The sequence below is a fragment of the Arthrobacter glycogeni genome, assembly GCF_054511155.1.
In genome coordinates this window covers 186,841-200,829 of sequence record NZ_JBTNDE010000001.1, presented here as the reverse complement: position 1 = coordinate 200,829, position 13,989 = coordinate 186,841, and the positions used below count along the sequence as shown (strand labels likewise).

Below are 13,989 nucleotides of genomic sequence, written 5' to 3'. Positions count from 1 at the left end.
GCGCCTCTATCGTCTCGCGCGCCGGGACAGCCGCGGAATGAGCCAGCGGGTTGTCAGGCGATGCCGGTCGCGGGCGGGTCCTGCCGCACCGGACAGCCAGCCTCATCCGAGCGTTCGCCCTGCACCTCAAGATCAATGCCGTACAAGGCCTCGAGGGCGGCGGCGTAGTCCTGCTGCCTGCCCTCTGCGGCCAGTTCGCGGGCACGGACCGTGGGGACGTGCAAGAGTTGGCGAACCATCCGGCGGAGCGCGAATTCGACCTCTTCAGCGGCGGCGGTGCAGCCGTGCTGGGCCCTGACCTTCTGCATCTCCGATTCGAGTACCTGCTGGGTGTGCTTCCGCAGCGCGACAATCGCGGTGTCCATCGCCCGCGAGTCCTGCCGTTCCTGAAAGGTGCGGGCGGCGTCTGCCACCAGGGTACTCGCCTGACTCAGCGCTGCGGCCTGCTCGCTGGGCGCAGCGAGCCTAACCGACTCGAGGGTAATCAGTTCCACGTTGGCCAGGGAGCCGACGGCGGGGTCGAAATCGTGACTCAGCGCCAGATCGACGATGATCAAAGGCTTGTCCACCCCAGCGCGAACCTGCTCGACGTCGTCGGCCTCCACCTGGTTGTCGCTGCCGCTGCAGCCCACCACAATGTCAGCCTTGGCCAGAGCGGCCGGAAGATTCTCGGGGGTGAGGGCTGCGCCGCCACGAGTTGACACGAAAGTTTCAGCCCGTCCTGACGAGGAGAAGACCGAAATCTCGGTGCACCCTTTCTCCTTCAGCAGCGCCATCGTGGCACCCGCGTAGGCGCCCGTACCGAACACCACCACCGACTTGTCAGTAAACTCGCGGGTCAGTGACAGGTCCGCGGCGAGTTCGAGGGCCACCGACACGATGGACCGGCCCTGGCTGCCCAGGGCGGTCTGCGCTCCGACCTCCTTGGCGGTGCGGGAGGCTTCCTGGAACAAGCGGACCAGAGGCCCGCTGGTGGTGCCATTCGCCTGGGATTCGATCAGGGCGCGCCGCACCTGGCCGGCAATTTCGCGCTCACCGACCACAGCCGAATCGAGGCCGGCGCCGACGGCGAAAAGGTGGCGGGCCACGTCCTCGCCGGTGCGGGTGGTGAACGCCGAGGAAACCCAGGTTTCCGGCAGTCCCGAAAGTCCGCTGATCCGGGTGATGACGGCTGACCGTGCGGCCTCCACATCGTCGGTGGAGGCGGCATCGCAATAGATTTCGAGACGGTTGCAGGTGGCAAGGGTGACTGCCCCTGAGACGGCCGGCCCATCAGCGAGCACAGCGGATGCGACCTGGTCGGCGCCGACGCTGAGTCGGGCGACGGTTTCCAGATCCACATCGGAATGAGTTGCAACCAGAGATAGTAAAACCACAGCTCTATCAGCATAGCGAAACCCGGTGATTGAACCGGAATAGGTATGCCTAAGTTCACCGGCTTCGAGCCGATTCCAGCCCTGTCTGCGGCCCTGTCGGGGTGGTGAGATTCGCCACCCCGCGGCGGCCAGGCCGGCGGTCGGGGTGCGTCAGCGGAAAGCTGGTTAACCGAAACCGGCCGAACGTGGGCACAATCGAGATATGACTTTGAGTGCAACACACCCCCTGGTGGACGGCCGGACGTCCTCCTCGCCGCTGATCTCGGCCTACCGCGGTGAGCGGCCCAGCCGGCGCCCGGTGTGGTTCATGCGCCAGGCCGGCCGGTCCCTGCCCGAATACCGTCAGCTGCGGGAGGGGACGGCCATGCTGGACTCTTGCCTCGACCCCGCGATGGCCTCCGAGATCACCCTTCAGCCGGTCCGCAGGCACGACGTCGACGCCGCCATCTTCTTCTCCGATATCGTGATCCCGCTCAAGCTGGCCGGCGTCGACGTCGACATCGTTCCCGGGATCGGCCCCGTGCTGGGTACGCCGATCCGCTCCGCCGCCGACGTCGCGGCCCTGCCCGAGCTCACCGACGAAGCGCTCGAACCGATCCGCGAGGCGGTTGCGCTGACGGTGGCGGAACTGGGGAGTACTCCGCTGATCGGCTTCGCCGGTGCGCCGTTCACCCTTGCCGCTTACATGGTTGAAGGCAGACCGTCCCGGGACCACCTCGGGCCGCGCACCATGATGCACGCCGACCCCGAAACCTGGGCGGCACTGACCCGCTGGGCGGCTGACGCATCGGGAAAGTTCCTGAAGGCACAGCTGGAGGCCGGCGCCAGCGCCGCCCAGCTGTTCGATTCCTGGGCAGGGTCCCTTGGCCAGGCCGACTACACCGCTCATGTCGCCCCGGCGTCGGGCCGTGCCCTCGACTTCGTGCGCGGCCTTGGTGCCCCCCTGATCCACTTCGGTACCGGGACCTCGGAGCTGCTGGTGGCGATGCACGACGTAGGCGTTGATGTGGTGGGAGTCGACTACCGGCTGCCCCTCGACGAAGCCAACCGCCGCCTGGGCGGAACCGTGCCGTTGCAGGGCAACATCGACCCGGCACTGCTCTCCGCGCCGTGGGAGGTGCTCGAAGCCCACGTCCTCGACGTCCTCAGGGCGGGCGCCGACGCCCCCGGCCACGTGGTCAACCTGGGCCATGGGGTGCCGCCGGAAACGGACCCCGCAGTGCTGACCCGGATCGTTGAGCTCATCCACTCGGTGGCACCGTAACCATGCCGCACCGCAGCAGCGCCTCACGCCCAACGGCCGCTCCCTCGGTGGTAGTGATCGGCGGTGGCATGGCCGGGCTGACGACCGCCCGCGAACTGGTCAAACGCGGCTTGGCGGTTACCGTCCTTGAGCGTTCGGGGACGTTCGGCGGCTGCGTGGCCGACCACGAGGTGGCGGGGCTCCGGCTGGACAGCGGGGCCGAGTCGTATTCGACCCGCTCGGACACGGTTCCGGCCCTCGCCCGTGAACTCGGTCTCGGTGAGCAGTTGGTTACCCCCAACCCGGTGGGGGCCTGGATCCGTTTGCCTGGCAAGGACCCCCAGCACAGTGCCATGCCGCTGCCCCGCAGCGGCATCCTTGGCATCCCCGCTGACGTCCTCGACCCCGAGATCGTGCGGGCGATTGGCAGGGCGGGGGCGCTGCGGGCGTCGCTGGACAGGGTGCTCCCGCTGGGCAGCCTGTACAAGGACGAGGGAATCAGCCTCGGCGAGGTGGTGCGCGCCCGGATGGGCGTCGACGTTCTGGATCGCCTGGTTGCGCCGGTGGTCGGCGGGGTGTTCTCGGCTGACCCCGACGACCTCGACGTTGATTCGGTGGCGCCGGGTCTTCGCATGATGATGAAAAAGCACGGCTCGCTGGGTGCGGCAGTCGGTGCCATGCGGGCGGCGGCCCCGGCCGGCTCAGCCGTCGGAGGGCTGAGCGGGGGCATGGCACAGCTCGCCCGCGTCCTGACCGGTGAACTGCGGGCCGGCAAAGCGGACCTCAGACCGGACAGCGAGGTGCTCTCCCTTGCCAGGGCGGGAACCGGTTGGTCCGTCACCACGGCTGACGGGTCCCTCACCACCGATGCGCTGGTGATGGCGGTGGACGGTCCCGGGGCGGTTGACCTTCTCGGCGGTGCCCTGCCGCGTCTCCTGGCCGACCGCCCACAGGCCGTGCCGGGTGTGGCATTGGTGACCCTCGTCGTCGACGTACCGGAACTCGACGCCCACCCCCGGGGCACCGGGGTCCTGGTCGCCGCCGGGGCCGAAGGGGTCAGCGCCAAAGCGCTCACCCATGCCACAGCGAAGTGGGCCTGGCTTGCCGATCAGGCGGGGCCAGGAAGCCATGTGCTGCGGCTGTCCTACGGTCGGGCCGGACAGGTGGGCGACGAGGTGACCGACGACGCAGGCCTGTACCGGGCCGCGCTCGCCGACGCCTCGACGCTGCTGGAGACCACCATTGACGACGCCGACGTGGTGGGCTGGACCGTGGTCCGCTGGGACGGGTCGCTCCCGCACGCCTCGGTGGGTCATCGTGACCTGGTGGCACGGGTGCGGGCGGCCGCGGCCGTTGAACGTACCCTTGAGATCACTGGCGCCTGGCTGGCGGGAACCGGTCTGGTTGCTGTCATCGACGACGCCAGAGTGCGCGCCGCAGCGCTCGCCGACCGGGTCGTCCCGCGTGCCAGCGACCCGACCGGTTTGTGATTTGCACTACTTTCTACGCGCAGTAGAACTTCAGATTTCGGTTTGCTCCTCACCGCGGGGCAGACTAGTACCATGAGTGAGCAAACCCGCACGGAGCACACGCAGAATCCTTCAACTGCCACCGCAGGCGACGCCGCCGTCGAGCAGTTCTTCACCCTCTGGACAGTGTTCAAACGGAGCGCCGTCACTCAGGCCTCGGCCACCGGATCCCTCGACGCCGTCCTGGCATCCCTTCACACCGACGGCGCAACCCTGCGCGGCTGCTACGACGTGTCAGCCATGCGCGAGGACGCTGACGTGATGGTCTGGCTGCACGGTTCCCGGCCGGAGGTACTGCAGGCCGCTGTCAGGGAGATCCGCCGGACGACGGAATTCGCCAACACCGAGATCGTCTGGTCGGCCATGGGCGTCCACCGCGACGCCGAGTTCTCGAAGAGCCACAGCCCTGCCTTTTCCCGCGGGGTGGCGCCAGCCGAATGGGTCTGCGTCTACCCCTTTGTCCGCTCCTACGACTGGTACATCCTGCCGTCCGAAGAGCGACGCGAAATGCTCTACGACCATGGCATGAAGGGCCGCCAGTATCCGCAGGTCCTCTCGAACACGGTGTCGTCCTTCGCCCTCGGCGACTGGGAATGGATCCTCGCCCTTGAGGCACCCGAACTGGTCGACCTGGTGGACCTGATGCGTCACCTGCGGGAGACCGAGGCCCGGCGGCACGTCCGCGACGAGATTCCTTTTTACACCGGACGGCGGATTGGTACCGCCGAGATTGCAGAGGTGCTCCGATGACGGCTCAGGCCTTTCACCCCCTTGACGGTGTGGACGACAACGGGCGGATGGTGCCCAAGGATTACGACGCCATCATCCTCGCCTCCTTCGGCGGACCCGAAGGCCAGGAAGACGTCATTCCGTTCCTGCGGAATGTCACGCGGGGCAGGGGGATCCCCGATGAACGACTCGAAGAGGTCTCCCACCACTACCGCGCCAACGGTGGCATCAGCCCCATCAACGCGCAGAACCGCGCGCTCAAGGCCGCAATGGAAGCCGAGCTGGCCAGCCGTGGCATCAGCCTGCCGGTGTACTGGGGCAACCGGAACTGGGCCCCCTTCATCGCGGACACTCTGCAGGAGGCGTACGACGCCGGCCACCGCCGCGTCCTGACCGTCACCACCAGCGCCTACTCCTGCTACTCGAGCTGCCGCCAATACCGGGAAGATTTGGGTATGGCCCTGGTCGAGACCGGGCTGGAAGGCAAGCTCGAAGTGGACAAGGTCAGGCAGTACTTCGACCACCCCGGTTTCGTCGAGCCCTTTGTTGAGGGCGTAACCCAGGGTTTGCAGGCCCTGCGCCAGAAGCTGAGCGACAGCGGCGGGACCGAGGCGCCGATCCACGTCCTCTTCGCCACCCACTCGATTCCCACCGGTGACGCCGACGCCGCAGGTCCCCGCGTTAACGGCGAAGCAGACGGCGGCCCCGCCTACGCCGAAGGCGCCTACGTGGCGCAGCACCTCGCCACGGCGCAGGCCGTCCTGGACCGGGTGCCGGAATCCGCCGGCGTCGACTGGTCCCTGGTGTACCAGTCACGGTCCGGCGCCCCGCACGTGCCGTGGCTGGAACCGGACATCAACGACGCCATCAAGGACCTGGCCGCCGCCGGCACCAGGGGCGTCGTCATCGTTCCCCTGGGGTTCGTCAGCGACCACATGGAAGTGAAATGGGACCTGGATACCGAGGCCCTTGAGACCTGTGCCGACCTGGGGGTCCTCGCCGAACGGGTGCCCACCCCCGGCACCCACGAGAAGTTCGTCGCCGGTCTGATCGACCTCGTCTGCGAACGCACAGTAGCCAACAACATTGCCGACCGGCCCTCCGCCACGCAGCTGGGTCCCTGGTTCGATGTGTGCCGCCCCAACTGCTGCGCCAACCGTCGGGGCCCCAAGCCCACAGTTGCTGCAGCCGACTCGACTGTTGGACTGCCGGGGACAGCCCCGGCGTCGTGACCCAGCCGCTGCGGGTCGGCACGCGCGCCAGCGCACTGGCGCTGACCCAGACCACCACCGTCGCCGAGCGGGTCAGCGAACTCAGCGGACTCGCTCACGAGTTGGTCCGGATCCGCACCGAGGGGGACACCCACAAGGGGTCCCTGACCCAGATCGGTGGGACCGGCGTGTTCGTTGCGGCGCTGCGTGACGCACTGCTCGATGACCGGTGCGACCTCGCCGTCCACTCCCTCAAAGACCTCCCGACGACTCCCGCCGAGGGACTGACGATAGCGGCCATCCCGGGGCGAGCCGACACCCGGGACGCGCTGTGCGCCCGGGACGGGCTGACCCTGGCCACCCTGCCGGACGGTGCAACCGTGGGAACGGGATCCCCCCGCCGTGCCGCCCAGCTCCGGGCCGCGAGGCCAGGGCTTGAGGTCATCGACATCCGGGGCAACGTGGACACGCGGCTGGGCCGGGTCGCCGGTCTGACGGACGCTGGCCCGGGTGACCTCGACGCGGTGGTGCTCGCCGCGGCCGGCCTCATCCGGTTGGGCCGCGAAAACGTCATCACCGAGCTTATCGACCCCGCAGTCATGCTGCCCGCTCCCGGCCAGGGGGCGCTCGCCGTCGAGTGCAGGACCGGTGACTCCCAGGAATCCACGTTCGCCGTTGCTCTGAAAGGCTACGACCACAGCACCACGCGGCTTGCAGTGACCGCCGAGCGGGCGGTGCTCCGCCGACTCGAAGCAGGCTGCAGCGCCCCGATCGGTGCCCTCGCCACGGTCATCGACGGAATCCTCGGACTGCAGGCGGTGGTCTGCAGCCTCGACGGAACCAGGTTGCTCCGGTTGACGCGCTCCGGCCGGGAGCTGACAGCCGACGGCGCTGACGCGTTGGGCGTGGGCCTCGCCGAAGATTTGCTCCACGCCGGCGCCGCGGCCATCGCACCGCTCACCGTCGGATGACCCCAGACCCGATCCTTGGTCTGCCGCCGCTGGATGGTGTGCGGGTGGTGCTGCTGCGCGGTGCTGACCGGTCGGGTCCGGTGGTTGAGGAGTTGCGCTCCCGGGGAGCGAGCGTGCAGCTGCTGCCCCTGATAGATTTTGTGACCCCCGACGACGACGCCCCGCTCGACGCGGCGCTTGACCTGCTGCGCGAGGGCGGGTTTACCTGGCTCCTGCTGACCAGCTCCACTACAGTCCGGGCCCTGAAACAGCGCTCGGCGGCACGCGGCGAGGACCTCACCGCCGCTCTCCACCCCGGCACGCGGATCGCCGCGGTGGGCGAAGCCACGGCCCGGGCGCTGGCCGCCGAGGGTATCCGCGTCGATCTGGTGCCGGGCAGCGTGGGCGAGGGAAGTTCGGGGGCCGGGCTGGCCGCAACTTTCGCCCGGCTGACCCCCGAGGGACGAATCCTGCTTCCGCAGGCCGACCTCGCGGCCGAGACGCTCGGACGAGCACTGATCGATCAGGGCTGGGAGCTGCTGCGGGTCACCGCGTACCAGACTGTGGCCTATCCTGCGGATCCGGCCCGGCGGATCACGCCCGATATTGCGCCGGATCGTCCGGCGCCAGGCCCCCGAGGGGCCAGCCGCGCCGACACCGTCGCGGCAATCGACACCGTGACCGAGCTGGATCGGGATGGCTTTTGGGCGGCGGTCGATGCTGGTGATGTCGACGCCGTGGTCTTTACCTCACCGAGCACGGTGCGCCGGCTGTCGGACGGGGCGCCCGTCTCCTGGGCTGGCATTCTTCCGGCCGGACCGGCCGCGGTGATGATCGGTGCCACGACCGCCGATGAGGCGGCGAAGTATGGGATACCCGGCGGGGCAGTCGCCGTCGAGCCCACCCCGGCGGGGATCGCCGACGCCATCGCCGCGGCGGTGCGGGACCACCCACGATCGTGACAGGCTAAGCGCAAGAGAAAAGGAGCACCATGAGTTTCCCCCAACACCGGCCCCGCCGACTGCGGACCACCCCCGCGCTGCGACGCCTGACCGCTGAGCACCGGCTCAGCCCCGCCGAACTGGTGCTACCAGCCTTCATCCGGGAAGGCCTGACCAGCCCGCACCCGATTTCCTCGATGCCGGGCGTGGTGCAGCACACCACCGGGTCGCTCAAGCGCGCCGCCGCTGAGGCAGTGGAGCTGGGCGTCGGCGGGATCATGCTGTTCGGGATCCCCGCGCACCGTGACGCGACGGGGAGCGCTGGCCTGGACCCGGACGGCGTCCTGAACCGGGCGATTGCCGATGTCAGGGCCGAGGTGGGCGATGACCTGGTGATCATGAGTGACGTGTGTCTTGACGAGTTCACCGACCACGGGCACTGCGGCGTACTGGCAGCCGACGGCACCGTCGACAATGATGCGACGCTGGCGGTGTACGCCGGGATGGCGGTGGCCCAGGCTGACGCCGGGGCCCACGTCCTCGGCCCGTCGGGCATGATGGACGGCCAGGTGGCGGTCATCCGGCAGGCCCTTGAGGAAGCAGGGCACCAGGAGACAGCAGTCCTTGCCTACGCCGCCAAATACGCTTCAGCGTTCTACGGCCCGTTCCGCGAAGCTGTCGACTCCCAGCTGACCGGCGACCGGCGCACCTACCAGATGGACGCCGCGAACCGTCGGGAGGCGCTTCTTGAGGTCGAACTGGATCTCGAGGAAGGCGCCGACATGGTGATGGTCAAACCAGCGATGAGCTACCTCGACATCCTGGCCGACGTCGCAGCACTCTCGCCCGTCCCGGTTGGCGCGTACCAGATCTCGGGGGAGTACGCCATGATCGAGGCCGCTGCGGCCAACGGCTGGATCGACCGTCGTCGTGCCATTGAAGAATCAGTTCTCGGTATCAAACGAGCCGGGGCGAACATCATCTTGACCTACTGGGCCGCCGAACTTGCCGGCTGGCTGAAGGAGAACCACCGATGACCGTTTCAGATGACCTTTTCGCACGGGCGCAGACGCTGATGCCGGGCGGCGTGAATTCGCCGGTCAGGGCGTTCGGCTCGGTGGGCGGCACCCCCCGTTTCCTCGTGTCGGCCAAGGGCCCCCACGTGACCGACGCCGACGGCCGGGAGTATGTTGACCTGGTCTGCTCCTGGGGGCCGGCCCTGTTGGGGCACGGCCACCCGGCGGTCCTCGAGGCGGTGCACAGCGCCGCCGACAAAGGATTGTCCTTCGGAGCGTCGACGCCCGCCGAAGCTGACCTTGCCCAGCTGGTCCAGAAGAGGGTGCCCGCCGTTGAACGGCTTCGGATGGTCTCCACCGGGACCGAAGCGACGATGACCGCCGTCCGGCTGGCCCGGGGCTTCACCGGACGTAACCTGATCGTGAAGTTCGCCGGGTGCTATCACGGGCACCTGGATTCCTTGCTGGCCGCCGCAGGATCAGGGGTGGCGACGCTGGCGCTGCCGGGCTCCGCCGGGGTCACTGCCGCCACAGCCGCGGAAACCCTTGTCCTGCCCTATAACGACCTTGCTGCTGTGGACGCGGCGTTCGCCGATCACGGCGATGCCATTGCCGCGATCATCACCGAGGCGGCCCCAGCCAACATGGGGGTGGTCATGCCCGGCCCGGGGTTCAACGCGGGCCTGGCCAGGATTGCCGCCGCCCACGGAGCGCTGCTCATTGTCGACGAGGTCCTGACCGGCTTCCGGGTGGGCCCCGGCGGCTATTGGGGTCTGACCGGCGGTGCGCCCGATGCCCAGGAAGCCTGGACGCCCGACCTGCTGACGTTCGGGAAAGTGATCGGCGGCGGGCTGCCCGCCGCGGCTCTCGGCGGTCGCAAGGACGTCATGAACCACCTCGCACCGCTGGGCCCGGTGTACCAGGCTGGGACACTGTCCGGGAACCCGCTCGCAATGGCCGCGGGGGTGGCCCAGCTGACCCACGCGACAGCGGACGTGTACCGGCACATCGATGCCAGCTCCGAGGCGCTCTCGGCTGCGTTGTCCACCGAACTGGACCGCGCCGGCGTCGACCATTCAATCCAGCGGGCAGGAAACCTGTTCAGCGTGGCGTTTGGGACCTCGTCGGCGGGGGTCAGTAATTACGCCGATGCGCTGGCGCAGGAGACCTACCGCTATGCGCCGTTCTTCCACTCCATGCTGGACTCCGGGGTGTACCTGCCGCCATCGGTCTTTGAGGCGTGGTTCCTGTCCTCGGCCCACGACGACGCCGCGATGAGCCTGATCTACGACGCCCTCCCGGCTGCCGCAGCGGCTGCCGCAGCGGCGACGCCGTCCAGCTGACGCCCCACGCACGAGAACCCCGCACCGGGACGATGTTCGTTCCGGTGCGGGGTTCTTTTCGGGTGAGGGATGGTTCGCTAGGATGCGGGGGCAACGTCTCCGCTGGGCCACTGTTCCTCGATGTAGGCGGCCACCTCGGGGGAATGGAGCAGTTCTTCGAGCTTGTCGATCCGGGCGTCGCCGTCGGAAGCGGTGTTCCAGGCCAGGAAGTTCGCGTACGGGTTGCCGTCCAGGGACTCAACGACCAGGGCGTCGGTGGTGCTCAGGCCCGCATCGAGGATGTAGTTGCCGTTGATGATGGCCAGGTCGACGCTCGGGTCCTGCAGGTCATTGAGCAGCAGTTCCGGCTGGTTCTCGATGAATTCCAGTCCCATCGGGTTCTGCTCCGGAGACAGGGCGAGTACCGACGCGTCGTCGGCGATGTTCTCCAGGAGTCCGGCGTCCTGCAGCAGGGTCAGGGCGCGGGCCTGGTTGGAGGGGTCATTGGTGATCGCGATGCGACCGCCCTCGGGGATGTCGGAGACGTCCTGGTGCTGCTCGGAGAACGCTGCATAGGGTTCAATGTGGACGCCTTCACCGTGGGTGAACTCGTAGCCCTGGCCTTCGACCTGGCTCTCGAAATACGGCAGGTGCTGGAAATAGTTGGCGTCCAAATCCCCGTCGCTGAGCGCAATGTTGGGGGTGGTGTAGTCGTCGAACTCGGTGATTTCCAGGTCGAGCCCGGCCTCCTCGGCGAGGTTCTCGTCGATGAACTCGAGGATCCTGGCGTGCGGCTGGGGGCTCGCTCCGACAGTGATGGTCTCCGGGTTCGCCGGATCCAGCGAGGAGACGACGGCGGGGGCAGTGGAACCGCCGCAGGCGCTCAGGGCCAGGGAAGCAGCAACACCGGTGGCGGCGAGGGTGAGTAGCTTGCGCAATAGAACAGGTTTCCTTTCGGGAGGGTGCAAAATTGTGGTGCGGATGACGTCCGCCCGGGCGGATGGCTAGCTGCCAACCACCTGTGGGGTGGCTCGGCGACGGAGCCCACGGCCCCGCCCGGCGGTAGCGGCCGACCGGTGGTCGACCCGGCGGGCGGCCCAGTCGCCAGCAAGCTGGATGGCCTGCACGATGAGCACGATGATGACGATCACCACCACCATGACCGTGGTGTCGAACCGTTGCAGACCGTAATTGTAGGCGAGCCGGCCCAGCCCGCCGCCGCCGATGATGCCTGCCATGGCGGAGTAGCCCACCAGGGTGACGAGCGTCGTCGTGAAGGCTGCGATCAGACCGGGGAGTGCTTCACGGAGCAGCACCTTGGTGACCACCTGCAAACGGGTGGAGCCCATCACCAGGGCGGCGTCGACCTTACCCGAGCCGACGTCGCGGAGGGAGGTTTCCACCAGCCGGGCGAAGAACGGGATCGCGCCGATGCTCAGGGACACCGACGCCGCGACCGGCCCGATCGAGGTGCCGGTGAGGAGCCTGGCCAGGGGGATCAAGGACACCATCAGAATGGCAAAGGGGATTGACCGGGTGATATTGACGACGACGCCGCTGATCACCTTATTGGTGACCGGCATCGGTCGTAGCCCGTCGGGAGCGCTGGTGGAAAGGAACACTCCCAGCGGCAGGCCGATCAGCAGGGTGAAAAAGCCGGAAATGCCAACCATCTGCAGGGTTGCGACGAACTCTTCGGGCAACGCACGGGTGATACCGGGATTGGTGAACAGCTGGTCGAGGAAATCCATCACGCCACCTTCGCTGCTACGCCGCGGGACTGCAGGTACTGCACCATGTCATCAACCGGCGCCTGTTCCCCCACCTCGATGCGCAGGCGGCCAAAACGGCTGTCGGCGAGGTTCTCGACGCTGCCGGCCAGGACATTAATGCTCAGGTCAAAGCGGCGTCCGAGATCGGACAGGACCGGACCGGATGCGACGTCCCCGGCGAGCAGCAACTCGAGGGCCGGCAGGGGACCGGGAATGTGGGCGGGCAGCGGCAGTAGTGCCCGGGAAAGCTTGCCGTCGAGTTTGGCGGCGACGTGCTGCAGGCGCCCGTCTTCGACGACCCTCCCGTCTTCCAGTAGGGACACCGAATCGCAGATCCGTTTGACCACGTTCATCTCGTGGGTGATGACCAGGACTGTTAACCCCAGTGTGTCGGTGAGGTTGTGGATCAGATCCAGAATGTCGTCCGTCGTTGAGGGGTCAAGGGCGGAGGTGGGTTCATCGCAGAGCAGCACATCGGGATCCGATGCGAGGGCGCGGGCGATACCGACCCGCTGTTTCTGGCCGCCCGACAGCTGCGACGGATAGGCGTCTGCGAACCCAGCCAGTCCCACCAAGTCAAGGAGCCGCGCGACGGTCGACATGATGTCTGCCTTGGGGGTCTTCACCAATTCCAGGGGGTGTGCGACGTTTTGTGCGGCCGTGCGGGAATCCAATAGGTTGGCATGCTGGAACACCATGCCGATCCGGCGACGCGCTGTCCGAATCTCCGAATCCTTGACGGCGGTGAGCTCCCGCCCGTCGATGGTGACCGATCCCGAGCTGGGACGATCCAGCAGGGTCAGGCAGCGGACGAGCGTTGACTTTCCTGCCCCGGAGTGGCCGATGATGCCGTGGATCGACCCGCGGGGCACCGTCAGGCTCACGCCGTCCAACGCCGTAATGGTGCGGGCGCCCTGGCGATAGGTTTTGCGCAGATCGGAAACGGTGATCATGGTCCCTCACGGTTGCTGGAGGCGGCCGGATGGTTCGACGCATCACGGCTCGCGGGCGCACTGGCCTACGCCCAAACTATCTTCACACGCATGAAAGAAATGACTGAACTTTAGTGCCGAGCATCACGCCCGGGGCTTCACCGCAGCGTTTCCCGCCTACATATCGAAGAATCTGCGAATCGGAGCCGCCGGTACGGTCCGATTACGAGGCGATGGCGGGCCAGCGACCTTCAACCACTGCGGCCGGGTCCTCGCGCCGCAGGTACTCCTGGAAACTTGCGGCCTGCCGTGCCGCCCACACCACCTGCGATGCGTGCAGCACCCCAGCCGGATGCTGCAGGTGCGGAAACCGGGCGGCCAGGACTGCAGCCACCTGGAGGGTAGCCAGCACATCGGCCGCCGAGGTGTGCGCGTTCTCGAAGACCACCCCGTAGTGCTCGCACATAGCTGTCAGGGTCCGTTTTCCACGCCGAAAGCGATCGGCTTGCTTGTCCATAATGTAGGGATCGAGGACGGGGAAGGGATGAGGTACCGGCACCGAGTGCCGTGCCCCTTCGCTGGCCAGCACAGTGAAGTCATAGCGGGCGTTGAAAGCGAGGACAGGGATTCCCGCCGCGAACAGTCGCCCGAGGACCGCGGCAAGCTCGCGGACAACGCGGTCTACGGGTTGGCCCTCGCGCCGGGCACGTTCTGTGCTGACACCGTGGATTGCTGCGGCCTCGGCGGGTATATCAATACCCGGGTCGGCGAGCCATTCATGCTGCTCCAGAACGGAACCGTCGGCGTCGACAAGAAGTAGTGAGGCGGTCACAATCCGGGCCTCCGACGGGTCCCGGCCGGTGGTCTCGAGGTCGAAGGCCGCGCGGGGGTGGTTCTGCCAGCTGTCCATGTTTCGACGCTATCCGTTGGCTCCGACATTTTGCGGGAGGTCCGTCCGGCTAGGCTGG

General features: G+C 67.6%; 13 protein-coding genes. 8 read left to right on the top strand and 5 right to left on the bottom strand.

Annotation, left to right across the window (positions count from 1 at the left end):
* Nucleotides 1-53 precede the first annotated feature (53 nt).
* Nucleotides 54-1,376: a glutamyl-tRNA reductase gene (locus tag ACX80O_RS00910; protein ID WP_459332200.1), complete on the bottom strand. Its 1,323-nt coding sequence runs from the start codon at nt 1,374-1,376 to the stop codon at nt 54-56.
* A 202-nt stretch (nt 1,377-1,578) separates the two neighbouring features.
* Between ACX80O_RS00910 and hemE the strand changes: the two genes are divergently transcribed.
* From hemE to hemL, 8 genes are all read left to right on the top strand, one after another.
* Nucleotides 1,579-2,640: a uroporphyrinogen decarboxylase gene (gene hemE / locus ACX80O_RS00905; RefSeq protein WP_459305480.1), complete on the top strand. Its 1,062-nt coding sequence runs from the start codon at nt 1,579-1,581 to the stop codon at nt 2,638-2,640.
* Between the two features lie 2 nt (nt 2,641-2,642).
* Nucleotides 2,643-4,109: a protoporphyrinogen oxidase gene (hemG, locus tag ACX80O_RS00900; protein WP_459332199.1), complete on the top strand. Its 1,467-nt coding sequence runs from the start codon at nt 2,643-2,645 to the stop codon at nt 4,107-4,109.
* A gap of 72 nt (nt 4,110-4,181) precedes the next feature.
* On the top strand, nt 4,182-4,898 hold the full coding sequence (gene hemQ, locus ACX80O_RS00895; protein ID WP_459332198.1) for a hydrogen peroxide-dependent heme synthase: 717 nt from the start codon (nt 4,182-4,184) through the stop codon (nt 4,896-4,898).
* Nucleotides 4,895-6,109: a ferrochelatase gene (locus tag ACX80O_RS00890; protein WP_459332197.1), complete on the top strand. Its 1,215-nt coding sequence runs from the start codon at nt 4,895-4,897 to the stop codon at nt 6,107-6,109. The genes hemQ and ACX80O_RS00890 overlap by 4 nt, the downstream gene beginning before the upstream one ends.
* On the top strand, nt 6,106-7,059 hold the full coding sequence (gene hemC, locus ACX80O_RS00885; RefSeq protein ID WP_459332196.1) for a hydroxymethylbilane synthase: 954 nt from the start codon (nt 6,106-6,108) through the stop codon (nt 7,057-7,059). The genes ACX80O_RS00890 and hemC overlap by 4 nt, the downstream gene beginning before the upstream one ends.
* Nucleotides 7,056-8,000: a uroporphyrinogen-III synthase gene (locus tag ACX80O_RS00880; protein WP_459332195.1), complete on the top strand. Its 945-nt coding sequence runs from the start codon at nt 7,056-7,058 to the stop codon at nt 7,998-8,000. Before hemC ends, ACX80O_RS00880 begins: the two co-directional genes overlap by 4 nt.
* 29 nt (nt 8,001-8,029) lie before the next feature.
* Entirely contained in the window at nt 8,030-9,016 is a 987-nt protein-coding gene (hemB, locus tag ACX80O_RS00875) for a porphobilinogen synthase (protein WP_459305486.1), read from the top strand.
* On the top strand, nt 9,013-10,338 hold the full coding sequence (gene hemL / locus ACX80O_RS00870; protein WP_459332194.1) for a glutamate-1-semialdehyde 2,1-aminomutase: 1,326 nt from the start codon (nt 9,013-9,015) through the stop codon (nt 10,336-10,338). The genes hemB and hemL overlap by 4 nt, the downstream gene beginning before the upstream one ends.
* A gap of 77 nt (nt 10,339-10,415) precedes the next feature.
* Here hemL and ACX80O_RS00865 read toward each other — a convergent pair whose 3' ends face one another.
* The 4 genes from ACX80O_RS00865 to ACX80O_RS00850 form a co-directional block, all read right to left on the bottom strand.
* The gene (locus tag ACX80O_RS00865; RefSeq protein ID WP_459332193.1) at nt 10,416-11,255 is read right to left on the bottom strand and encodes a MetQ/NlpA family ABC transporter substrate-binding protein; all 840 of its coding nucleotides are present in this window, start codon (nt 11,253-11,255) and stop codon (nt 10,416-10,418) included.
* Between the two features lie 66 nt (nt 11,256-11,321).
* The gene (locus ACX80O_RS00860) at nt 11,322-12,068 is read right to left on the bottom strand and encodes a methionine ABC transporter permease (protein ID WP_459305489.1); all 747 of its coding nucleotides are present in this window, start codon (nt 12,066-12,068) and stop codon (nt 11,322-11,324) included.
* Complete coding sequence (locus ACX80O_RS00855) at nt 12,068-13,042, bottom strand: methionine ABC transporter ATP-binding protein (protein ID WP_459332192.1); 975 nt, start codon at nt 13,040-13,042, stop codon at nt 12,068-12,070. Before ACX80O_RS00855 ends, ACX80O_RS00860 begins: the two co-directional genes overlap by 1 nt.
* 202 nt (nt 13,043-13,244) lie before the next feature.
* The gene (locus ACX80O_RS00850; RefSeq protein ID WP_459305491.1) at nt 13,245-13,931 is read right to left on the bottom strand and encodes a 3'-5' exonuclease; all 687 of its coding nucleotides are present in this window, start codon (nt 13,929-13,931) and stop codon (nt 13,245-13,247) included.
* Nucleotides 13,932-13,989 lie beyond the last annotated feature (58 nt).

What these genes read in the sequence shown, in the direction of transcription:
- hemE (WP_459305480.1), top strand. Translation starts at nt 1,579, where the DNA reads ATGACTTTGAGTGCAACACACCCCCTGGTGGACGGCCGGACGTCCTCC.
- hemG (WP_459332199.1), top strand. Translation starts at nt 2,643, where the DNA reads ATGCCGCACCGCAGCAGCGCCTCACGCCCAACGGCCGCTCCCTCGGTG.
- hemQ (WP_459332198.1), top strand. Translation starts at nt 4,182, where the DNA reads ATGAGTGAGCAAACCCGCACGGAGCACACGCAGAATCCTTCAACTGCC.
- ACX80O_RS00890 (WP_459332197.1), top strand. Translation starts at nt 4,895, where the DNA reads ATGACGGCTCAGGCCTTTCACCCCCTTGACGGTGTGGACGACAACGGG.
- ACX80O_RS00880 (WP_459332195.1), top strand. Translation starts at nt 7,056, where the DNA reads ATGACCCCAGACCCGATCCTTGGTCTGCCGCCGCTGGATGGTGTGCGG.
- hemB (WP_459305486.1), top strand. Translation starts at nt 8,030, where the DNA reads ATGAGTTTCCCCCAACACCGGCCCCGCCGACTGCGGACCACCCCCGCG.
- hemL (WP_459332194.1), top strand. Translation starts at nt 9,013, where the DNA reads ATGACCGTTTCAGATGACCTTTTCGCACGGGCGCAGACGCTGATGCCG.
- ACX80O_RS00860 (WP_459305489.1), bottom strand. Translation starts at nt 12,068, where the DNA reads ATGGATTTCCTCGACCAGCTGTTCACCAATCCCGGTATCACCCGTGCG.
- ACX80O_RS00855 (WP_459332192.1), bottom strand. Translation starts at nt 13,042, where the DNA reads ATGATCACCGTTTCCGATCTGCGCAAAACCTATCGCCAGGGCGCCCGC.
- ACX80O_RS00850 (WP_459305491.1), bottom strand. Translation starts at nt 13,931, where the DNA reads ATGGACAGCTGGCAGAACCACCCCCGCGCGGCCTTCGACCTCGAGACC.